A 24,985-nucleotide genomic window follows, 5' to 3' on the forward strand; every position below is an offset into this window, starting at 1 on the left:
ATGGTTCGGATGTCTGTGCGTGAGGGTGAGGCCGTCGGCCTCGCCCTGCGTACGGACGTCGACGCCGTGCGGCTCCGGCTTTCGCCTGCCGAGTGGCTGTGGGGCGCGGTGCGGTGGGCGTGCACGCTCGCCGGAGCCGTGGTGGTGCTGTGGGTCGGGGCGGCGTTCCTCGCGACGCCTGCGTCGGCGGCGGTTGTGGTGCCGGCGGCGGCCGTTCAGCAGAGCCTGATGAAGGGGGGTGCAAGCAGCAGGCAGAGCGGCGACGGCGGCGGGGACTCGGGCGACGGGGACTCGGGCGGGGACGACGGCGGCTCGGACAAGAAGGAGAAGAAGTCGGAGAAGAAGGAAAAGAAGAAGGACAAGAAGTCCGAGAAGAAGGACAAGTCTGAGAAGAAGGAAGACAAGTCCGACGAGAAGGATGAGAAGTCGGGCAAGGAAGAGAAGAAGTCGGACGAGAAGAAGTCTGAGAAGAAGGACGAGAAGTCCGACAAGGACGACGAGAAGTCCGAGAAGAAGGCGGAGAAGGAGTCCGAGAAGAAGGACCGCGAGGACTCCGAGGACTCGGACGACCGGGAGAAGAAGGCGCGGGAGCGTCAGGCCCGGGAGAGCGACGAGGGTGCTGACGGGCGGGAGAAGGGTCGCGAGCGGGACGAGGCGGACGATCACGAGCGGGCGGGGCGCGAGGAGCGCGAGCGTGAGTCCGGGGGGAGTGACTCCGCGAGCGGCGACTCCGACGCGAAGGACGGCGACAAGGCCGGCGAGCGTGGCTCCAAGGATGGCGACGCGAAGGACGCGAAGTACTCGGCTCGCGAGGACGGCGACGCGAAGGATGGCGACGCGAAGGACTCGGCTCGCGAGGACGGTGAGCGGGTGCGTGATGCCGTTCGGGAGCGGGTGCGTGACGCGTTGGGTGAGGTTCGGGAGCGCGCGGAGCATGCCCGGGACGCGGCGGGGGATGCCGGCGAGGACGGGGACGACGACCGGCGGGCCACGCCTGCCGACGGGAAGCAGGCACGCGCCGCGGATCGCGACGACGACGGCAAGCGCTCCCGCAAGAAGGGCGACGAAGGCGGCGAGCTGCGGGAAGCGGTCGACAAGCTGCCCGAGCGGGTCGGCGGGAAGCGGTCAGAGCGGCCGGCCGATGCGGTCGGGTCCGCCGACCAGGAGGACGGCTCCGCCAAGAAGAAGACCGCCGAGCGGGCGTCCGGGAAGCGGTCGGGCGAGAAGACGGGGTCCGACTCGGGTGAGCGTGTGAAGTCGTGGGCGAAGCTGGCCCGTGACATCGCCGAGGCCGTCGGGTCGCGGGAGCGGGACGAGGACTCCGGCGAGAAGGAGAAGGGCCGGTCCGGGGACGTCCGGCGGCTGGTCGAGCGGGCCGGCGAGATCGTGCGGGATGTGTCGGACGGCAAGGTTGACGGGGATGTCGGCAAGTCCGTGAAGGGTCTGGTCCGGGATGCCGCCCGGGTGGCCGGCGAGCACGGGGACGTCTCGAAGGAGGACGTCGAGCGGGTCAGGGGTGAGGTCCGCAAGGCGGTCGGCCGGGACAAGAAGAAGTCGGCGGCCAAGGATGAGAAGGCGCTCGCCAAGCTGCTCTCTGCCGGTAAGGGTGGCAAGTCGGTGAAGCTGGGCGGGCTGGACCGCGGGGATCGTGAGCGGTTGTGCGGTGACGGTGGTTGTTCCGGGCTGAGTTCGGATGAGGTCTCGGCGTTGTCGTCGCGGGAGTTCTCGGATGCGCGGTCTCGTGGGCCGCCGCGTGGCGGGGATGGCGACGAGGACGACGACGAGGATGGGGACGAGTCGGACGACGCCGAGGATTCGTCGGAGCAGACGGAGAAGGTGCTCGAGGGCCGGATCAGCGTCGACAAGAGTGAGAAGAAGCTGGCGCAGGCGAAGAAGGATGTTGCGTCGGGTAAGGCCACCAAGGCCGAGTACGACAGGCAGGTGAGCGCGCACAAGAAGCTCGAGACGCGGTACGAGGCGGATCGGGCGGAGCTGTCGCAGGACCGGGCCGGGTTGGTCGATGAGGTTGTCGACGGGCACGAGAAGCTCGACAAGAGCGAGAAGAAGCTGGCGGCGGAGGAGAAGAGGGTCTCCTCCGGTGCGGTGACCGCGGCCGCGCACAGGAAGAACGTGAAGGCGTTCGAGGAGCAGCGTGATGAGGTCTACGAGGCTACCGACGAGTTGATGGATGTGACCGACCGGCACGTGGAGACGGTGTCGGAGGACGATCTGGATGGTGAGGGTTCGGCCGCGGGGTGTGGTTCGGATGGGGCGTTCACGGGGTGTGGGTCGGCGTCGGAGTCTGCGGATGGGGAGCGGGACTCGGAGCGGTCGTTGTGTCTGTCGGGGGTGTCGTCGGGGTGTGGTGCGTCCTCTGAGGCTGGGGGTTCGAAGGCCGAGGCGTCGTGTGACGGTTCGGGTTGTGGGAGTAGTGCGTCCAGTCGTGGTCGCGATGGTGGGGTGACGAAGGCCTCCGCGAGATGTGATGGCAGTGGGTGTGATCAGTCCAGTCGGGCCGATCGGGAGGGTGCGTCGGCCGAGTGCGAGTCCGACGGCGGGACGTGTGGCAGCAGCAGCTCCGGGTCGGGCAGGGACGGGCCCGCCACGCGGTTGGCCGCGCTGAGCGAGGACGCCGCGGACGCGGAGACCGGCCAGACGCGCCGGCAGGGCAGCAGCAGCGCGCACTGCGCGGGCGCCGGTGGGTGCGCCACCTCCAGCCGGGTGGACCTGGGCGACGAGGACTCCACCGACGCGGTGGTGGCGGACGCCGAGGTGGACTGCGGCGCCGGGTGCAACGGCACGGCCAGCAGCAGCACCGACGCCGGGCACGACAGCAACGCGGGCAAGGCCGCCGCGGGTGGGCCGGGGTCGGCCACCGACGGCAAGGCGGACTGCACGGTCTCCGGCGGCGGCTGCTCGACCCGCAGCGAGTCGGACGCCGGCCGCGAGGAGGCCGGTAGCGGGGGTGGCAGTGACGCGGTGGTCGAGGTCGACTGCGGCGCCGGCTGCACCGGCGCCGGTACGGCGAGCACCGCGGGCAACGGGCGCGGAGTCACCGCGGCGAATCGCACGAGCAGCGGTACCGCGTCGTGTGAGTCCGCGGGCAGCGGTTGCGAGGCCTACGCCGGCACCGATGTGGACAGCCGCGCCGACGAGCGGGACGCGCACCTGGCCGCCGACGGCACGATCCGCCCGGCGGCGCTGACCGACGGGGACGCGAGCGCGTCGAGCTCGGCGGGCGCGAACGTGGACTGCGACGCCGCACCGTGCGGCGGGAAGGCGTCCAGCACGACCACCGGCGCCGCCACTGGGGCTCCCGCCAGCGCGGGTGCGGCGGCGCCGGTGCGCACCACCAAGGCCTCCTCGCGGTGCGAGGCGACCGCCGGGGGCTGCGGCACGCAGTCCGACTCGCAGGTGTCCGACCGCACTGCCGAGCAGCCCGGGGACCTGCTGGCCCGCACCGGCAAGGCCGTCGGGACGCGGGTGCTGGAAGCCGTGAGCTCGGCCGGCAGCGCGATCGAGTGCGCGGCCGCCGCCTGTGCGGCGTCGGGGTCGAGCACGACCTCGGGTGGTGCGTCGGGTGATGTGCAGGGGGTGCGGGACAGCACCGGCACCTCGTCGTGCTCCGCGCACGGCGCCGGCGGGGGCTGCACCACGTCGGCCGGCACGACGGTCGCTGACCGGGATCCGGCCCCGGACGGCGCGAAGACCGGGGTGGCCGCGGTGTCCGGCCCGGTCAGCGTGTCGACCGCCGACGCGTCGGTGCGGTGCTCCGGCGCCGCGACCGCCTGCGGCGGTACCGCCTCCAGCGCGACCAGCGCGCGGGACACGGGTGTGAGCCCGCGCGCCCGCGGCACCTCGGCCACGAGCGAGTGCACGGTGACCGGCGGCGGTTGCTCGGGCGAGACGTCCTCCGCGGCGTCGAGCGCCCCGGACTACGTCGTGGTCGATCCGAAGACGGGCCTGCCGGTGGCCGGGCAGCCGGTGGCCGGGCCGTCCTCGACGTCGTCCTCGAGCGCGAACCTCGTCTGCGAGGCGGGGGCCGGGTGCTCGGGCTCGGTGCGCACCAGCACCACCGCCTGGGACGGCGCGGTCGCGAACGGGACGCCGCGGACCTCGCAGGGCACGGCCTCGTGCACGGGGGCGACCGGTGGGTGCGAGGTGCGGTCGGTGTCGAGCGCATCGTCCGGCCCGGGTGCCGCGTCGGCGCTCGCCGGGCCCGGGCAGCAGTCGGTGAACGCGGCCCGGATGCCCGCCGGCCCCTCGGCGGCATCGGCCGCGGGTGCGGCGATGACCTGCGAGGGTCGCCAGGCGTGCACGGGGAACGTGACCAGTGCGGCGAGCGCGGTCGACCCGTCCGTCTCGGCGGAGGCGCGGGGCTCGCGCAGCACGGGCTCGTGCGAGGGCGTGTCCGGCGGGGTGTGCCAGGCGGTCGCCAACTCCGGTTCCTCCACCGGGCCGGACGCGAACGTCATCGCGCCGCTGGTGGCGCAGCGGTCCACCGCGAACGCCACGGTGTCCTCCGAGACAACGGGGGATGCGCCGGCGCAGGACGGTGGGCAGGACCAGCCGGCCACCGTGCCGGCTCCGGCGGCGCCGGGTTCGTCGGCGAACTCCGGCGGGCCGACCGTGCCGGGCGCGTCGAGCTGGTCGATGGCATCGGCGACGGTGGACTGCGCCGCGGGCGCGGTGTGCGCGGGCACGGCTCGGACCTCGGCCGCGGGCAGTGACGGGCCGGTCGCGGTGAACGACGGGAACGGGGCGCGCGGCCCACCGGAGGGCGGCTCGAGCACCAGCGCTACCTGTGCCAGCAGCCGCTCCGGTTGCCAGGCGCAGACCAGTTCGACCGCGGGGTCCGGCCAGGTCGTGGCCGACATCGTCGCGGAGCAGCGGAACAGCGCAGCCGAGCAGGCGCAGCAGCAGGCCAGGACGGCCGAGCAGCGCGCGGCGGAGGCTGCACGGGTGGCCGCCCGACCGGGCGCGACCGCCGCACAGAAGAAGACCGCCGCCGACGCCGCGAAGGCCGCGACCGAGGCGCGCAAGGCAGCCGCAGAGGCCGCCGGGCTGGCCGCGAAGCCGGTGCCGGATGCTCCGGCCACGCTGGCCCAGTCGTCCGCCACCGCGCAGTGCGCCGGAGCGGGCTGCACGGCCTCGACCACCGGTGCCACCTCCGGGCTCGCCGGGGCGGCGCGCACCGACGCCACCTGCACCGCCGCGGCGAGCGGGTGCGTGGTGAGCAGCGAGTCCGCCGCCCAGCTAGTCCGCAACGCGGGCCAGGTGCAGGGCAAGGACGAGCCGGTGCCCGGGTACACCGGCACCGGCCAGGCCACCTCGCAGCTGGCCTGCCCCGAGGCCGGGTGCACGGGCCGGCTGTCCGCGAAGGTCGACGCCGCATCGGGCGCCGCCGGCCGGCAGACCCGGAGCACGGCCACCGGCAACACCGCCTGCGCCGGCACCACCGCCTGCCAGGCCCAGATCTCCGCCGGGTCCACCGTCACGGTGAGCACCGCGGAAGACCCGGCCGCCCGGTTCACCACCACCAGCGCCACCGTGACCGCGGCCTGCGACGACGGGAGCGCCGCCGGCTGTGCGACGCGGGCCTCCTCCACGACGACGACGGCCGGCCCCGGCCTCCACGGCCGGGCCGCGGCGACGTGCAACGCGGCCGGTGGCTGCTACGCCGCGAGCGGCGGGACCGTCGCGGCGGGCCTCACCGAGGCCACGTCGATGTGTGCCGGGACGGGTTGCCGCACCAGCACCGACGGGGCTGCGCGCAGCACGGCGCCGGGCGCGCGGAACACCGCGACCTCCCACACCGCGTGCGTCGCGGGGGCGAACGGCCAGTGCTCGGGCTCCAGCCAGGTCGGGGCGAGCGAGGCCGGAGCCATGGCGACGGCGGCCTGCCAGGGCACCGAGGGTTCGACCTGCAGGCACAGCTTCGCGTCGGTGAGCTCCGCGTCGAGCTCGACCGGTGGGAACGAGGCCACGGCCCACGCCGACTGCGGTGCGGGCGGAGCCGGTGGATCCGGGTGGTGCGGCACCAGCGCCGCGGCGCAGACCGCTCCCGACCGGGCGATGGCGGCGGCCGGTTGCCAGGGCAGCGCCGGCTCGGGCTGCTCGTACTCCTACCGGGCGCACAGCTCGGCCTCGGCGCCCGGCGCGTTCGGCACCGCCACCGGCTACGGCTCCGGGACCACCGGCGGCGGCATGGCCATGACCACCGCGATGGCGGCCGGCGGCGACGGCGCGGCCCAGGCCGGGGCGTCCTGCACGGGCAGCGCGGGCACGAACTGCTCCTACTCCTACCGGGTGCACACCTCGGCGTCCGCGCCCGGCGCGTTCGCGACCGCGACCGGTTACGGATCGGGCGGCATGGGCGGCGGCATGGTCATGACGACCGCCTCCGCATCGGGCGGCGGGGACTCCGCGCAGGCCTCGGCCTCGTGCACGGGCAGCGCCGGAACGCACTGCAGCCACTACTACGAGGCCACGGCGTCGGCGTACGCCTCGCACCCGTCCGGCTCGTGGGCGTCGGCGTACGCACACGGTTCCGGTGGCGGCGGCATGGGCGGCGGCGGGGTCGCCGTGATGGCGTACGCGCAGGCGGAGGAGGGCTTCGCGAGCGCCGGGGCGAGCTGCTCGGGCGCCGCCAACTGCTCGGCGTCCTTCACGGCGCACGCGGCGGCCCACGACGAGCTGAACACGCCCTACGGCAAGTACACGGCCGACAAGTGGGCGACGTGCTCCGGCTCGGGCAACGGCGGATGCGGCGCGTGGGCGGTGGCGATCGCCGGCCCGAACGGGGTGGCCGACGCCGGCTGCACCGGGGACGGTGGGTGCGACGTCGGCGGTGCCGGGCTCGACTTCCAGGCCGCGAAGATCGACACCAGCGGTCTGGGCGTCTTCGTGGACGAGAACGGTCAGCCGATCGACATCGAGGACGTCGACGAGGACCACTCGGCGGTCCGCGTCACCGAGGGGCCGGACGGCGAGGTCGTCGTCGAGATCAAGCCGGCGGGAACCGACCAGATCGAGACGCACACGTGCCCCACGTTGCCGTGCCAGTTCACCTACGGGGGGATGACCGGCGGCAACGACCACGGCCAGGGCAACCCGAACGGCGACTACTACGCCGGGATGCCGGTCGAGGGCAAGCCGGGCTCCGAGCACGAGGTGCGGGGCACCGAGGGCGTCGGGATCGCCCAGGATGCCGAGGGCAACGCCGAGGCGTGGGTGCGCGGCCGGGGTCGGGCGATCGACGGCCGCACCGGCGACAAGATCGTCTTCACGCGGAAGGCGCAGGCGGAGTCGGCGCTCAACAACGTCCGGTTCGCCAACACGAAGGGCTCTCCGTTCGCCAGCACGTGCAACGGCGGGTGCGAGTGGTGGTCGCCGACGGGCGAGCACCTGGTGGTCGACGGCAACTGGGGGCAGGTCCAGGCCCAGGACGGGTCCGGGGCCCCGGCCCGGATCAAGTTCCACGGCGGCGGGGAGTTCACCAACGCCCAGGGCGACGTGGTGCACGCGGACAACCTGCCCGGCGGGGTCACCGACATCATCGGGCGCGGGCGCGACCTCACACCGGGGATCTACTCGATCAAGGGCGCCACCGGTTACATCCAGTTCGTCGACCCCAACTACAACCCGGCGAACAACCCGCGCTTCTCGGAGCAGGAGGGCACGAACCTCTTCAGGATCGAGATCACCGGCGGCGACCTGAGCAAGGGCATCAACGCGACCACGCCGGGCAAGAACGGCAAGGGCGGGTCGCTGTGGTGCCAGGGCGACTGCGTCCGGACGATGCCGGGCGTCGCCAGCAGCTACGAGATGGACCCGCGGCCGTACAACCCGGTCACCAGCTGCAAGAACTGCCAGATCACCGAGCAGCTCCCCACCGGCACCGGGCGGTTCCCGAACGGCTTCGGCAGCGTCACGCTGTTCGACGACAGCAACGGCGGCACGGTCACCCGCTACACGCCGTGGGGCGACTTCCAGAGCTGCGAGGCCGGATCCGGCGGGAAGTGCGGGTTCACCCAGTACAACCGCTCGCTCGCGAACGCCGAGGGCAAGGGGGCCGGTCAGGGCGGCGGCGCGATCTGCGGCGCCTCGGGTGCCAACGGCTACTGCGGCGGCCGGAGCTTCGAGGGCCACTCCCAGAACGCGATCGTGGTCGAGCAGGGCAAGGACAACTGGGTACCGGTCCGCACCGGCCTGCTCTACCCCGACGCGGACGGCTCGCACACCGGCCGGTACTGCTCGGGTGGCGCGAACGCGTGCCTGGGCGAAGGTGCGCCGGAGTTCGACGCGCCGCCGGAGTCGAACGCGGCCATGGCAGCGGTGCTCGACCCGACGATGCAGATGTCCGAGGACATGGCGGAGCAGCTGTCCGAGCTGAAGGGCCCGGACGGGAAGTCGCTGCTGGGTCGGGACGCCGACGAGCGGCGCCCGCTGACCGCGTCGGAGATCAAGCAGCTCAGGGAGTCCGGCAACCAGGACGTGCTGGACGCCTACAACCGCGACCTGCCGCTGTCGCAGACCCAGAGCGACGGCGCCCAGATGTCGTGGTTCGAGGACACCGTCACCATCGAGGAGCTGCAGCCGAAGTACGAGGAGCTGCAGCCGCAGATCGACGATCTCGCCACGAAGACCGAGAACGCGCTCGCCGACGACAACCACATCGATGCCGGGGAGTGGGCGGACATCGCGCCGCTGCGCGACGCGATCGACGGCAAGGCGCCCGGGCTGCTCGCGAAGTGGGCGCCGGCGTCGTCGCGGCTGCAGCTGATGCGCGGCGCGGCCTGGACGATCGACGACTTCACGGCCGCCAACGCCGAGGCCGGCAACGACCGGCAGCTCGTCGAGCACTTCCTCGGCGACGCGTACGACCCGTCCAAGGCGCCGACGATCGACCAGCAGAACGACGTCATCGAGATCGTCGCCAACCAGCAGAAGGCCCTCTCGGACGCCAACTACGCCATGCACACGGATCTGGGTCCGCGCACGATGGCCCTCAACGAGCGCATCGCGAAGTTCAACTACGCCGCCGGGGTCATCGAGGGGCGGGGCGGGCCGAACACCGGCGAGGCGATCTGGCTCAACCAGGAGTACGAGGCGATCGGTGTCGAGCAGGACGCCCTCACGGTCGCCCAGCGCCCGTACCTGGCGAAGATCGACGGCGCGGAGCAGACGCTGCGCGAGACCGACCTCGCCTACGCCGACGCGTCGGGCAACCCCGGCTGGGCGGGCGACCTGCGCGACGCCCTCGGCCGGCACAACCGGATCAACGGCCTCTACCAGCAGCTGTCCGTCTCGCAGCAGAAACGGCAGCGGACGCTCGCGGGGACGTTCGGCACGCTGAGCTCGCTCACCGAGCTGCGCTACACCTATGTCCGGGACCGCAGGTTCGAGGCGCCGAAGAACTACGAGCCGGGCGACCCGATCGGGCCCGACCAGAGCCTGCTCGGCGGCCGGGCCCTGCCCTCGACGATGCTCCCCGACTTCCGCTACATCCACACGGCCGCGCCGCTGATGGCCGGCTGGCGCAACTACGACGGACCGCTGAAGAAGGTCTTCGCCGAGAACAAGGACCTGGGCCTCGACACGCTCGACGGCCGGGCGAAGCTGGCCATGTACGGCCTCACGCCGCAGATGAAGGAAGCAGAGATGCTTCCGACGGAGATCGACCCGACGGACGCCGAGCTGAAGCGCTGGGTCCCCGAGGAGTTCGTCGGCGACGTGAAGAGCCGGATCGAGGAGCTGTCCGCCGACGGCGAGCCGGTCGAGCGGATCTCGATGCCGTACTACCAGCCGAAGACCGACGACGAGGAGGGCGGCTGGACCACCGTCACCCTCTTCCGGGTCAAGCAGGACGACGGCACATACCGCTACATCGACATGAAGGGCGCGCATTTCGGCGACCTGCAGGACTTCCGCGACAACAACGAGGTCCTGGCCGAGGACGGCGTCCTGATCGCGCCCGACAACCTGAACGACCTCTCCGGCCTCGACGAGAACGGCTACCTCCCCGGCACGGACTCCGAGCGACCCGACGGCTGCACCAGGTGCCACATCGTCGAGACGACCGGCCACACCCCCGCCAGCTGGTGGGACAAGTTCGGCGGCTACGTCGTCGGCGGGGCGATGGTGGTCGGCGGGGTGCTGCTGTGGGTCGGCGGCGGCGTGGCCACCCTCGCCACCCTCGGCGCGGCGTCGCCGCTGGGGGTCGCGGCCGCGGTCGGCGGTACCGCCTTGATCACCGCGGGGGTGGCCTACACCACCGTCGACGCGGTCGGCAACATCATCAACCGCAGCGAGCACGGCCAGTCCAACGGCTTCGACAACCCGGCCGCGGTGGCCGACTACATCGGCCTCGCCGGCAACCTGCTGACCGTCGTCGGGGTGGGCGTCGGGATCAAGGCCGCCGCGAGCGGCGCGGCCCAGGCCACCGCCCGAATAGGCGGCAGCCTCGGTGTCCGGGGCGTCGGCGCCACGGCGTGGCAGCGGGGCATCACCGCGGCCCCCGGCTGGCAGACGGCCTGGCACGGCGCGCAGGCGGCGTCGAGCACGACCTGGCGCGGGATGCTCGGGATGACCACGGCGACGGCCGGCGCCCGGGTGGCCTACGGCGCGAACGCGCTCGCGTTCGGCTCCTTCGGCTACACGGTCGGCCAGAACGTGTACTCGACGGTGGCCAACTGGGGCTCCATGACGCCGGCCCAGAAGAGCATGGCCGTCCACGGGTCGATCCAGAGCGGCATGATGCTCGGGGTGCCGGTCCTGCTCGGCGGGGTCGGCAAGTGGTCGGGTGTCCAGGCCATCGGCCTGCCCCGGGCCCGGAAGGGCGTCGAACCGGCGACCCTCACGACGCCGGGCGCGGAGCGGGTGGTGGGGGCCGGGCCGCTGGGCCGGGCGCTGGGTGACGCGTCGTCCATCCCGCCGGGCCGCGGTGGCATCGCGGGTGAGGGTGGCCTCCCGGGCAGCGGCCGGCCGTTGTCGGCCCGGCAGCTGGCCAAGGTCGAGGGCATCAGCCGGAAGCAGGCGCGCGCGAGGCTCCAGGAACGGCACGACGCGGCGAACCTCCAGCTGGTCTCGTGGATGCGGAACCAGCGCACCGGGCCGTCGCGCTCGGCGTCGGAGCTCGTCGAGCAGCTGGGCGTCACCCCGCGGCAGGCGCGGGACGCGCTGCGGGCCATGAACGGGACGCGCCTGGTCGACCACGTCAACGGTCAGGCCGCGATGCGCGAGTCGGCCACGTCGCTCGCCGGCACCTACGGGGTGGGCAAGGGGCTCGCCAAGGGCGCCCTGAAGGTGTCGGGCATGCGCGGGCTCGCGGAGCTGGCCGGCAAGATCGCGGACGGATCGGTCCGGCCGCTGTCGGTCGACGAGATGGCCACCACGTTCGGCATCTCGCGCTCCGATGCACGGCTCGCGGTGCGGATGTCGAACCGGTACGCCGAGGTCGAGGGCCGGCAGATCCCGGTGGTCGAGCGGGTCCGGCAGCTGGTGCAGAAGGACCGGGCGACGGCGGTCGAGACGCTGGTCCGCGAGTTCGGGGTGACCCGGGCCGACGCGGACGCGATGCTCCGCCTCACCGGCGTCCGCGGTCTGCCGGAGCGGATGGAGGCGATCGGGAAGGGCGAGTACCGGGCGCTCACCAAGACGGTCCTGGCGAGCGAGTTCGGGGTCGGCCGCGGCAACGCCCGGGTCGCGCTGCGGGCCGCGCGCAACATCGCGCTGGTGAACCAGCTCGGCCGGCTGGCGGAGGGCGGACCCCGCCCGACGGCCGAGGCGCTCGTCCGCGACTTCGGCATCGCCCCGGCCGACGCCCGCGCGATGCTGCGCGTCGCCGAGAACCCCGCGCTGGTGACGCACATCGGGGAGATCGTGCGCGGCGCGTACGACGTGCCGTCGGCCCAGGATCTGGTCGCGGTGTTCGGGATCGACATCGCCACCGCGGAATGGGCGGTCCGGGTCGCCGGCAACACCGCGCTGTCCCTCGAGATCGGGCTCCCCGGCACGGGCGCCATCCAGGCCCTGCGCGTCGGGAAGCTGGCTGCCCAGTTCGGCCTCGGCCGGGGCGACGTCCGGGCGGCGCTGCGAGCCGGGTCGAACCCGGAGCTCGCCCAGCAGCTCGCGGCGGGCGCGCTCCGCGCAGGCGACGGGATCGAGGCGCCGCCCGCATCGGCCGACGGCGGCGTGCCGCGCGCGGTGGGCGGGGACGGGGTCTCGAGCGACGGCACCGGTGCCGGTTCGGGCGACCGGGCGACCCCCGACGCACCGGGTGCCCCGGAGAACCCGGCGACCCCGCCGATCCCGGGCAGCCAGGGCCACGAGACGCTCCCGCCCGGACCCGGCGCCGGCGGCGGCCGCCAGCACCAGACCGGGGGCAAGGGCGGCAGCGGTGGCGCGAAGCAGGGCGACGGCGACGGCCCCGCCGAGGGTTCGGGCGCCGACGGCGGCGCCGGCGATGTGAGCACGTCCGGGCTCGGCCTCGATCCGAACCCGGTCACCGGGACGGCGTCGGGCGTGCCCCCGCCGGCCGGACGGTCCAAGCCCATCTCGGCGAGGAAGCTCGCCCGGGCGATGCAGGGCAGGGTCGGTCGCCCGATCGAGGCCGTGGCACGCGGGATCCGCACCGGCCTGTTCCGCAAGCGCATGCCGGTGGACGAGCTGCGCACGCAGATCGCGTTGCGGCGGCAGCTCCAGGAGGCGAAGGGGGAGCACCAGGACTACGGGGTCAGGGAGTACGAGGACGGGGGCGAGAGGCTCGTCCAGGTCGAGCACCGTCCGGCGGCGCCGGAGGTGGCACGGCGCAAGGGCGCGAGATCCCTGGATCCCCGCGGCACCCTCGCGAGGCTCTGGCACCAGGCGCTGGAGGACGCGGCGCTGGCGGATGCCAAGGCCGGGTTCCTGGAGCGCAGGCTGCGTGCTGCCGCGGACGGCGAGAAGGTCGCCGTCGAGCACGCGCTGCGTGCCGCCCGGAACCGGGCGCACCAGGTCGGCAAGGAACTGCGTGCGTTCCGCGAACACGCGCCGCAGGTCGAGGAGACGCTGCGGCCGTACCTGGGGACGGTCGAAGGCGTCGAGCGACTCATCGCGGAGTGGCGGGGCTCGCGGGGCTTCGAGGACCTGGTCCGGAAGCTGCGCACCAACGAGGTCGGCGCGGACCAGCTGACCGAGGTCCAGCGGTGTGCGCTCGTCTGCGAGGCGAACGCGCGCGCGACCGAGGAGCACAGCGGCGAGCGCCAGGAGCCCTACGACGTCCAGATCGCGGCGTTGCTGGCCCTGGACCGGATGCCCGTCGCGGGCCGGCTCGACGTCCTGCTGCGCAGGCACCTGCCGCGCGGTGTGGTCGTGCAGATGCTCACGGGCGAGGGCAAGACCCTGGTGGCCCGGCTCTGGGCGGTGAAGCGGGCGCTCGAGGGTGAGCCGGTCGTCGTGATGACCCACAACAGCACGCTCGCGAAGGAAGGCGCCGAGCAGGCCGCGCGGGTGGCGGAGCTGCTCGGGATCGACGTGAAGTACCGCGAGCCCGGCCGCAACACCGTGGCCGGCGTCGGGCGGAACGAGCCGGACGGGTTCCTGGGGACGCCGGAGGCGCCCGCGAACCTGCGCGAGATCTACCGGGCGGAGATCGTCTACGGCTCCGCGCGGGAGATCGTCTCCGATTGGCAGCGCGGCCTGCACGACACGAACCTGCGCTTCGGACCTCGCCACGTGTTGATGGACGAGGTCGACATGCTGGCCATCGACTGGGGCCGCACCGCGTACCGCCTCGGTGAGCAGGCCGAGGGTTCGGTGGGCAACGCCGCCGAGATGTACGCGATCGCCGACCTGGCCCGCGCCTTCCAGGAGGGCGAGTACAGCACCGTCGGCGGCCGGGTGCGGATCAGCGCGGAGCAGGCGAAGGCGTTCGCCGAGCGCGTCGGTCTGGGCGGCGAGCTCACCAGGCGGCACATCGCCGAGATCGCCGACGCCCTCACCACCGGGTGGCACCATCGGTTCGAGCGGGAGTACTTCGTCCAGGACGACAACGCCGTGCCCGTCGACCAGGAGAACGGCGAAGCGATGCCGGGCGTCCGCTGGTTCCGCCACGGGCGGGTCGAGGCGTTCGAAGGCATGACGATCAAGCCGGCCCTGCGCACCCTGTCGGAGAAGACGCTCCTCGACTACCTGAACTCGCAGCTGTCCTACCGGGGTGTCACCGGCACCGCGAAGAGCGCGGAGGCGGTCCTCGCCAAGGTCTACGGCCTCGAGGTCCTCGAGCTGGCCACCAACGACCCGCGCCGGCTCGCGGAGCTGCCGCGGCGGGTCTTCGCCGACGCCGGGGCGCTGAACCGCAGCGTGGCGGAGGAGATCCTCGAGGCCCACCGGCGCGGCGACGGGCGCCCGGTCCTCGTCCTGATGCGCGACATCCTCGACACGCGGGCCTTCGCCGCCATGCTGAGGGAGGTGCTGGCCACCGGCCCGCACCCGGTCGAGCCGCGGGTGGTCAGCGCGCTGACCCCGCACCAGCTGTACGAGACGATCGCGAAGGCCGAGGCGGGCAAGCCGTTCGCGGTCACCGTGGCCACCGCTCGGTTCGGGCGCGGCACCGACATCGCCCTCGGCGGGCACCGGGACTTCCCGGGGGCGAGCGCCGCGGCCCGCGACCTGCTGATCGCCCGGGGCGGCGGGCACGTCGAGATCATCAACATGTTCGGCACCCGCCGGGCCGTCGAGCAGGGTGGTGGCCGGTTCGGCCGCAACGGCCAGCCCGGCACCTGGCGCGAGTCGCTGTCGCTGCAGGATCCGCAGCTCGCCGCGTTCGCCGGCCGTCGCCTGCTGCGGTACCTGCGGAACCACAGCTCCGGCGAGCTGGCCGGCTGGCGGCTGCGGCTGGCGAACCGCGTGATCCGCAAGGCGCAGGAGCGCGCGGAGGCCCGGCGCACGAGGGAGCTCGTGCTGACGGTCAAGGGCAAGCTGCGGCCGGAGAACGTCGTCGACCAGGTCGTCGGCACCCGGGCGGCGGCCCCGATCGACCAGGCGGCCCGCGCGGTCCAGGATGCCGGCGAGCGGCTGGCCTACGTGCGGCGGGCGTTCGCCCAGCACGGTGGTCTCCTCGACGGCACGCCGGCGCGGCTCGTCGAACTCGGACCCGTGTGTTCGGACCTGTGCGCGGCACAGGAGCGCTTCGGTACGGCGCAGCGCGAGTACCGGGAGCTGGTCGAGCGGGTCCGCCCCCGCGTGCCCACGCTCCCGGCGGCGCAGCCCGGCCCGGCCCCCGCCCAGGCCGCCCACACCCCGGCCGAACGGGAGCTGAGCCTGACCCGGGACCCGGTCGACGAGGCGCGGCGCCAGGTCGCGGCCGGTGACCTCCCCGGTGCGATCCGCACGCTGCAGCGGGTCGCCCGGGACGCCGCCGACGTGGCCGCCGCGCTCCCCGGCGAGTGGGGTGCGGCTGCCTGGACCGCCACCGAGGTACGGCACCTGGTCGCGCTGCTGCAGCGGGTCGTGCTGACCCGCCGGCACCTCGACCCGGATCACCACCGGTCGGTGGAGCGCGACCGCACGTTCCTCGACCGGCTCGACGCCCTCGTGGCGACGCTGCCGGCCGGGACGGCGGCGCGCGCGGCGGGCGCGGTCGCGCTGCAGGAGCACAGGTTGCGGGAGCTGCTGGCGCGCTTCGACGAGGCCGCCGCCCGGAGCCGGCCGGGTGAGCAGGCCGGTGCGGGCAGGCCCGGTGCGGCCGGGACGGAGCGCGCCGGTCGGGCGCTCGCCCCCGCGGACCAGCGGTGGGCCGCGGAGCAGGCGCTGCGCCTGGTCGTGTCCGGGCTGGACGGCCCGGTCGGTGCGGCCCGGGACGGGCTGGCCGGGGCCCGGGCCGGGGCGGCCGCGGCGGACGCGGAGCTGGCCGCCCTCCAGCGGCACGGGGTGCGGTGGCTGTTCGCGGGCCTCGACGCCACGCCCGGCCGGGTGGCCGCGGTGGCACGGGCGCTGCGGGTCGACCCGGCGGAGGTCCGGCTGTTCGCGGACGACCCGACCTTGCCCGCCGCCGCGGCCGGCCTCGGCGAGCCGACCGGGACGTTCGAGGAACGGAAGGACCGGCTCGCCGCCGCACTGGCCGCGCTGGAGGCTCGGCTGGAACCCGCGATCACGGACGTGCAGAACGCGGACCGGGCACTCGCCGACCGGCAGGCGGAGCGGCGGACCGCGCTGGAGGCGGCGGTGCGCACGGCGGCCGGGGACGGGCTGCCGATCGACCGGATCGCGGCCGTCACCGGGCTGACGCCGGAGCAGGTCGGCGAGATCGTCGGCGGCTCCGGTGGCGGGGACGATGCTGGAGGGTCGGGGCCGACCGCGTCCGGTGGCGGGCCGGTGGTCGGTGGCGGATCGAGCCCGACCGCGAGCGGGCCGGACGGGGCGTCCACCCCACCGGCCGGATCCGGTGGCACGTCCGAGATGCAGGCGGCCGGGCCGCGCAGGTCCGGCCCCGAACCCCGGTCCCGCGGCCCGCCGTGGTGGAAGCGCTTCTTCTCCACACCACGCCTGGCGTGGACGGTCGTGCTCTTCGTGGGTGGGTTCGTGGCGAGCCTGGCGGCCGCCCGATACGGCGTGGCCGACACGGGCGTGCTGGCCGCCGGGGTGCTGTGGTGGCCGGGCCGGCGCGCCGCCGCCGATCGGCTCCGCGAGGACGTCGCGGAGCTGCGTCGCAGGCGGGACGATGCCGAGCAGCTCCTGGCCACCGTGCTGGACGACGTTCACCAGCACGAGCGGGGCCTCGGCGAGCGGCTGGGCTGGGTGCCGGCGCTCGCCGAGCGGCTGCGCGAGCTCGGCCGGACCGACGACGAGATCGCCGACGAGCTGGGCGGCGCGCTGGGCGTGCACCCGCAGCGGGTGCGGGCGCGGCTGGCCGATCCGGCGCTGGCCGGCGATGCTCCCCTGCCGTCGGAGCTGACCGCGGCCGGCCTCTCGGCCGCCGAGCTGCTGGTCGAGGTCCGGCACCAGGTGGCCCAGCGCTCCACGGCGCTCGACGTGGCCACGGAGCCGCTGGGCGAGGCGGCGCAGCGGGCGACCGAGGCGCGGACGTCGTTCGAGACGGATCGCGCGACGGCGGCGGTGGTCGCCCTCGACGCGGGTGTGCGGGCCGGCACGGTGCGCCGCGGCACGGGCCTGTCCCGGCACGAGATCAGGTCCCTCCCCGCCGATCCCCCGACCCTGTCCGACGCGGCCGACCGGATCTGGCACCGGGTGCTGGATCGGGTGCAGGACGTCCGTGACGTCGCGGGCAACGTGCGGCGGTGGGGGCTGGACCGCTGGAAGGACGCCCGTGCGGCCTGGGGCGGGGCGCTGGACCGGTGGCGGGCGGCGCGGGTGCTCCGCGAGCAGATCCGGGGCGTCGCCCGGCTGCGGGCGCTGACCGGCCGGACCGCGCGCTCGCTGCACCGCGAGCAGCGGGTGGCCGAGCGGGCGGTCACCGCCGAGCAGCTCGGCTGGGTCGCGTGGCTGGCGCGCGTCAACTCGACGATGCCGGTGGGTGCACGGCTCTCCGAGGCGCAGCTGGTGCAGCGGGTCGCGCGAGCGCTGGGGCTCGGCGAGCGGGCGGCGCGGCGGCTGGTGGCGCGCGCCCTGCGGCTCGACGCCGCCGCGGTGCAGCCGCCCGCGGGGGTGCCCGCCACCGGACTCCTGCTCGGCCAGGCCGTCACGGTGGTCGAGCACGCGTTCGCCGCGGCGTTCCCGAACCTGACGGTCGCCCGCACCGCGGACGCGGTCGCCGGGCGGGCGCTGCGCGGCGCCCGGGACACCGCGGTGCAGATCGCGACGGACGCCGGGGTGCCGTCGGCGCGGGCCGGTGGGCGGCTCGACCGGGCCGCGCGGGGCCGCGGCCTCGCCGGGTTGCGGAGCCGCCTCGTGGCCCACCTGGAGCTGGACGTTCCGGCGGCCGAGCGGAACCGGCGGCGGCTGGGCCGGCTGGCCGGGTTCGGCGTCGGAGCGGGGATCGGGGTCTTTGCCGGCGGGCAGCTCGGGATCGTCGGTGCGGCCGCGGTCACCGGCCCCATCGGCCTGGTCGTCGCCGCGGCCGCGCTGGTGGCGGCGGCCCGCGCGGTGTGGACGCCGCGCCAGACCCGGGGCCCGCCCGGGCAGGCGCTGATGCGCGGGCTGCGCGCCCACGGCCCGCGGATCGGGCTGTGGCTGGTCGGCGGGCTGGCGGTCGGCGCGGCCGGACCGGCGGCGTGGGGCATGGTGCAGCTCGCGTGGTCGGTGCTGTGGCCGGTGTTCGCCCACCAGCCCGGCCTGCGCGGGATCAAGGCGCTGCTGAGCCCGCTGGTGTCGGCCGGGTTGGTCTACCGGTACGTCCTGCGCCGGCAGTACGCCAACCAGGGCTCCGGCATGCAGACCCATCCGCGGCGCGACGCCCGCCGGTCGGCGGTGCTGGCGTACCTCTTCACCGCGGCGGTCGGCCTGACGCGGGTGTTCGTCCCGGTCCACGTCCCGGCCTGGCTGGTGCTCGGTGCGGTGGCCATCGCGGGTGGGATCGCCGCCGCGATCGTGCAGAAGAAGGACCTGAACCGGACCCGCACGATCAAGTCGGTCATCACCGGGACGCTGTCCGCCGCGGTGTACCTCGTGATCAGCGGGTTCGCCGGCGGCCTGAGCCCGGGCGCGCTGCGCGAGCTGATCAACACGCTGGCGGTGGCCACGCTCGTCTACGCCTCGCCGACCGTGATCGCGGAGTACGTCAACGGGCTGGTCGGCCGGATCATGGCGCCGATCGCGAAGCGCAAGGCGAAGAAGCTCCAGCTGAAGGCGAGCGCCGCGGACGCGTCGCAGCGGACCGCGGACCGCCAGCGCAAGGCGTTGCTCGCGTGGCTGGACTACAAGAACTTCTCGCCGGTCGACACCCGGCTGCTGTTGCGCAAGGCGGTCGACCCGGTGCTGGCCGGGCTCTCCTCGGTCGTGATCGGCCTGGCCTGGGTGAGCCGGGCGTGGGTGGACGCCAACGACTCGCTCACGGCGGTGCTGGTCCGGTTCGTGGTGGCGGCCGTGACGGTGTGGCTGATCGGGAAGCTCGTCCGGGATCCCGACGAACACCGGGCCGGGTACTACGGCTACCGCGGGTCGCGGCAGCTCCGGTCCCCGTCCCGCCTGATCTGGTCGCGCAACCGGCTGCACCGGCGGATCGCGGCCCATCGCGTGGAGCTGAACACCCTGCTCGGCCGGGTCGGGCTGACCGGCCCGCTGGACGACGAGCTGGCACGGCGCCTGGCCGCCCGGTTGTGGCTCCGGATGTCCGCCGACATCCACGAGCCGCTGGACGAGTGGGAGGCCCTGCCCGACACGCCGGCGATCAACGCGGCCCTCGCCCGCGAGCGGGCGGCGGCGGGGCAGCGCCGGATCCACCACGTCGACACGGTCGCGCTGATCGTGCCGATCCTCGCCGCCGATCCCGCCGCGCTCGACCGGGTGGCGGCGACGCTGCCGCCGGCCGCCGCCGAGGTCCTCACGTTCCAGCGGGAGCTCGCCGAGGCGTTGTGGGCGCAGGCCGGTCTCGGGCCGGAACCGGCCGAGCACCGGGTCTGGGCGAAGCGGCTGGCGCAGGAGCTCGAGGAGCGCAACCGGCTGCGGGCGAAGTACCTGGCCGGCCCGCGGCGAGCCCTCCTGGAGGAGATCCGCCAGCACTACCTCGACAACCACCGGTCGCGGCACCCCGACGCGAAGCGGGCGCGGGCGGAGCTGCGGGCGCTGGAGTTCGAGCTGAACGGCATGAGCAAGCCCCGTCACGAGGCGCTGGAAGCGGTGGCGCAGCTGGCCGAGCAGCGCCACCGCAGCGTCAGCGACGCCGCCTCCACGGAACAGCAGGCGCTGGCCGCCCGCCGGGCCGGAGCGGGCGGGCAGCGGGTGTGGGAGCTCTGGGAGCTGGCCGAGAGCATGCAGCTGTTGCGCTCCGCGGCGTTGCTGCGCGTCGAGGTGGACCTGAGCGACACCCATCGGACGTGGAACCGGCAGCGCTGGAACGACGCGATCGCCCACGCCACCGAGACCACGCCGAACGCCGTGCCCGCTTCCCTGCTGGACCGGTTGCTGGTGATCGCCGGCCGGCGCCGGCCCGGCACCGCCGCCCAGCTCGCCGCCCAGTTCGGCGGCACCGGCTGGGAGGAGACGCTGGCCGTGCTCGTCACGTTGGGCGCGCTGCACGGTGACGAGACGACGGGCTACCGCGCCGACGAGGAGCTGACCGCGCTGTGGCGGGCCGCCGCGCCCCGGCTGCGGCACGCCGTGCGCGCCGACCCGCTGGCCCTGCCCGGCGGTGCCGAGCTGCAGCCCCTCACGCGCCGTCAGCGCGGCATGCCCGCAGGCGTCGACCCGTATGTCTCCCCGGCGGAGGAGGACGCCTACACGGCGCTGCGGGAGATCCTGAGGGCCGGTGACCTGGCGTTCCGGCACTGGCGTGACGGCTGGGTCGACGACGCGGGCATCCGGTGGCGCAGGTCGAGGAGCCTGGGGTACCTGCTGCGGCACTCGGCAGGCCGGCTCGACTGGCCGCTGCCCCCCGACCACCCCGCCGCCCCGGTCCGGTTCGCCGCCGCCGTGCGGGACCTGGTGGCGGCCCGCTGGCGGCACGCGGTGCTCCCCGGTGCGCACCGCCGCGAGCTGGGCGCACTCGTGCGGGACACCGACCGGGCCGACCGGCTGTACCACCGGGCCCTGCGTGCGGCCGAGTTCCTCGCCGACCAGCGGAACGTCGCCGGGTTGCCGGCCGAGGCGGGAGCGCTGCTGGACATCGCGCGCCTGACGCAGGTCCGGGCGTACGGCCCGCTGGCCGAAGCCCGTGGGCAGGCGAAGACCGACCTCGACGCGATCGGCTCCTACCCCCACCAGATCGACCGGACGCTCACCGGTGCGGACGCGGCCCGCATGCACGCCCCCGGCGCCGACCCGCTCCCGCCGACCGCCGCGTTCTGGTTGCGGGAGATCGCCCGCGAGCTCGACGCCGCCCGCAAGCGGCTCAACCACCTGCACCCCGGCCCCGAGCGCGACGAGGCGCTGGCCGAGGCCCGGCTGTCGCTGGAGCGCTACAAGATCGACCGCGACTACGCGTGGGAGACCGGGCTGTACCGCACCGCGGGCGGGTGGTCGGTCATGGAGACCGCACGCGTTGCGGCGAAGAAGCTGCGCGGCCGCCACCAGGACCTGTTCTCGGTGGAGCCCGCGCCGGCCTCGAGCGGGGGACCGGTCGTCCCGCACCAGGACTGGCTCGAACGACCCTACGGCGACGACGCCACCGCCGACCGCGGCATGGCCGCCGTGACCCGTCGCGGCCAGGGCAACCGCACCAACCAGGACGCGGCCCTGCTGGTGACCCTGCCGAACGGGGACCGGGTCGCCGCCGTGGTCGACGGCGTGTTCAGCTACCCCGACTCGCGGCTGGCCGCCAACAGGTTCGCGACCGCGTTCCGGGCCGAGCTCACCCGCACCGACCGCGGCTCCCGCACGCCCGCCAAGGCACTGGACGACGCCCATCAGGCCGGCTCGTCGGCCCTCGGCATGCACTACACGCCGGCCACCGGGCACGGCGCCGTGGCGTACGTGGCCGCGTACCACGCCGCCGACGGCACGATCACGATCGCCCACGTCGGCACCGCCCGCGCCTACTTCCTACCCGTCGACCGCACGCTCCGCGGCGAGCAGCTGACCACCGACGACTCCCGGGGCGGGCCGATCACCGAGGCCGGGATCATGACCCGCTGGGCGGGCAGCGACTACCGCACCGCCCCCACCGTCACCCGGTTCGCACCGGATGTGCCGGGCGTGCTCGTGCTGACCACCGACGGCCTGTGGCGCTACTTCGACGAACCCGACGACCTCGCCCTGGCGGTCGGGGTCCACGCCGACCCCGCCGCGGGCGCCGCCCGGCTCGCCGACGCCGCCCAGCAGGCCGGGGGCCGCGACGACCTCACCGTCGCCGTCCTGCGGGCCTTCCCGTCGGCCCACGGCCTCGGCTCCGGATCCCGGTCGCTCGGCGGCGGTGCGGTGGCCGAGCAGCCGCTGGACGGCGCGGCACGCGAGCGCGTCGTCGCCGTGCTGCGGGCGGTCGGACACTCCCTGACCCCGCTGGAGGCGATGCCGCACCGGATGCCGCGCGGCCCGCCCGGCGTGCGGGTGCTGGTTCTCGACGGCGAGCTGCCGGTGCCCGGGGTGATCGCGTTCGGGTGGGGCGAGCGGGGCGTCGTGGTGATCACGCGGCGGATGCTCGACGAGCTCGCGGGCCACCTGGCCGCCGGGCGCCTGGACGCCGCGTGGTGGTTCGGGCTGCTCGAGCACGAGCGGGACTTCCACCTGCCCGGCGGGGTGCACCGCGGGGAGCACGGCGGCCCCCGCCACGACGCGCACGCGGACGGGTTCGCCGGCGCGCTGCGGGCCGCCCGCGCGCAGCGGTGGGTGGCCGAACCGGAGCTCGGCCCGGCCGCGCGCAACGCGTGGGCCGCGTGGCTGCGCTCGACCCGGTTGCGGCTGCCCGGTGACGGCGAGCTGGGGCTCGTCCTGCACAGCTGGCTGCTCGACACCGCGGCGCTGCTGGACGGCCAGGGGTGGCACCCGACGTGGCCGGCCCGGCCCACCGTGGTGTTCCACCGCCGCACCGACCCGGGCGGGACGGGCTGGCAGCTCGACGGGACGACGCTGCACGTGGTGGCCGCCGACCCGGCCGACGCGGTGGCGGCCCTGGTGGAGGCGCTGTTCGGCGGCTGGGCCGGGTTCGGCCCGCAACAGGCGCGGGTCGCGGCCGTGGTCGTCGCCGCGGTCGCGAACGGCCTGCGCCCGTCCACCGGTGAGCAGGGCGTGCCCGGCCGGATCGCCGAGCTGTTCGCCGACTGGTCGTCCTGGCGGGCCCTCGCGTCGGCGTACGCCGGGCAGGTGCAGGCGGCGGGGGCCGCGACGGCTCCCGCGGAGGTCGCCGGCCGGGCGGGGCCGGGGCGGCGGCGGGGGGTGCTCACCCGGTTGTTCGCGCGCGTCACCGGCCGGTCGGGCCATCGCAGCGCCGAGCCGGGTCCGGCGTCTGTGACCGACCGGCTGATCGGCCTGGCCACCCCGAGGCCGAACCAGATGCCGGAGAACTACCCGGCCGAGCTGGCGCTGGCGCGGTCGCACGGCATCACCCGAGCCCGGCTGGGCAGCGCCGCCGTCGCCGAGCTGGCGCGGTCCCGGCGGCTCGTCAAGGGCGTGCTCACCCGTGACGGCGAGCTGTGGCTCATCCCCGCGCTCCTCCCCGGCCCGAGCGGCCGGGCCGAGGACGTCGTGGAGCTCAGCCACGCCTTCGCCGCGGGCGGTCGCGATGTGCAGGTCGCCTTCACGGCCGTGCTCCGGGCGGACGGCGACCAGCTCGTGGTCGAGGAGCTGAGCGCGTGGAGCGGGCACTACAACGACGGCAACACCGTCCAGGAGAACTGGCGGGTCGTCCACCGGGCCACCGCGGCGCTCCGGATGCACGCCGTCCTCGTCTACGACGTGCTGGCGGAGGTCGACGGGTCCATCGGCCTCGGCGGAGGGCCCGCCCGGCCCGCTCCTCAGGGCCCGCTGGAGGTCGAACCGTTCGCCGACGGCGAGGAGACCACGTTCTGGAGGGCGCTCCTGGCGGCACGGCGGGCGCGGGATCTCCAGCGGCGGGTCCCGCGCCGCCCGGACGTCCGGATCAGGGTGGTGACGACCGGCAGCGTGGTCGCCGCGATGGCCCGCGAGGGTGCGGGGGCCCGGGCGGCGGGGATCGAGGCGAAGGTCGGCGCGTACACGGTCCGCCGCCGCAACGAGCTGCGCCACTTCGGCCTGCGCCGGCCCACGGTGTTCGTGACCAGCCGGATGGTCCACGAGTTCGAGGCGTACGCCGCGGCGGGGCTGCTGCCGGCCGACTGGTTGGAACGCCTGCTGCTGAAGTACGAGCGGGCCCGGGTGCACGGCGAGGCGTTGATCGACGGGGTCCCGTTCCGCGAGTACGGCGACGGGCTGGCCGCGGAGCTGCGCCGCGCCAGGGAGCTCGCCGGGGCGGACCCGGGCCGGTACGCGCCGGGGCCGGCCTCCGCCACCGGGGTGCCCGACTCGTCGCGGTCCGGCGCGGTCGTCCGGTTCGGGGCGGCCGCGGGTGTGGTGCGGGTGGCCGCGGTCGTCGTCGGCCTCGGCTGGGCGGTGCTGCCGGCGGGGAGCGGTTGGGTCGTCGCCGCGGCGGCGGTGCTGCTGGGGGCGCGCGAGGGGATCCGCCGGTTGCGGGCGGCGCGGACGCTGCCGGCGGCGATCCGGGGTGCGCCCGACGGCCCGCTGCGGGTCGTGTGGTTCGACTCCAAGACGGTCCACGGTGGCCGGTACCAGGTGTTCCTCGGCGACCGGCTGGTGGGGATCTACAAGCCGGCGCGCTGGTGGCGGCGGTGGAGCGCGGCGGAGCCGGTCCGGGAGATCGCCACCTACCTCGTGGCCGACGAGCTGGGCTGGGGTGGGCTCGTCGCGCCCACGTTCGCCTGGCACGGTCCGTGGGGCCGGGGCTCGGTGCAGCTGTGGGTGCACGAGGTCCCCGACGGCGCGACCGAGGCCGCCGCGACGCGTGACCGCCTGCGGGCCGGCGTGCTGGACTACGTGATCGCGAACCTGGACCGGTCGGGTGGCAACTACCGGACGGGCCGGCGCGGGGCGCTGCGGCTGATCGACAACGGTGAGGCGTTCCCCGGACGTCCCCTGTTGGGCGCGTTCACGAGCGCCCTGCAGGTCGTTCTCGCGGGGGTCGACAGCGGCGACAAGACCAGCCAGCCGTTCACCTCCGAGATCGCCCGGGCCGGGGCGCCGATCGACGCGCAGGTGCTGGCCGAGCTGGACGCCGTCCACCGGCGGCGGCTCGGGGACCGGCTGCACGGGGCCGGGCTGTCGCGGCGCGCGGTACGGGCGACGCTGGCGCGGATCGACGCGGTGCACCGCGCCGGAACCATCACCTGGGAGATGCTGAGGGTCCAGGGCGAGAAGCCGTGGG

General features: G+C 75.0%; 1 protein-coding gene (only partly in view). It reads left to right on the top strand.

The features are described from left to right. Positions 1-24,985: the 5' portion of a rhomboid family intramembrane serine protease gene (locus ACU436_RS26190; protein ID WP_459029587.1), read on the top strand. It continues 3,317 nt past the right edge of the window; the window shows 24,985 of its 28,302 coding nt (coding positions 1-24,985); its start codon is at positions 1-3; its stop codon lies off the right edge, out of view.

It is taken from the genome of Pseudonocardia wallangbongensis (genome assembly GCF_054486945.1).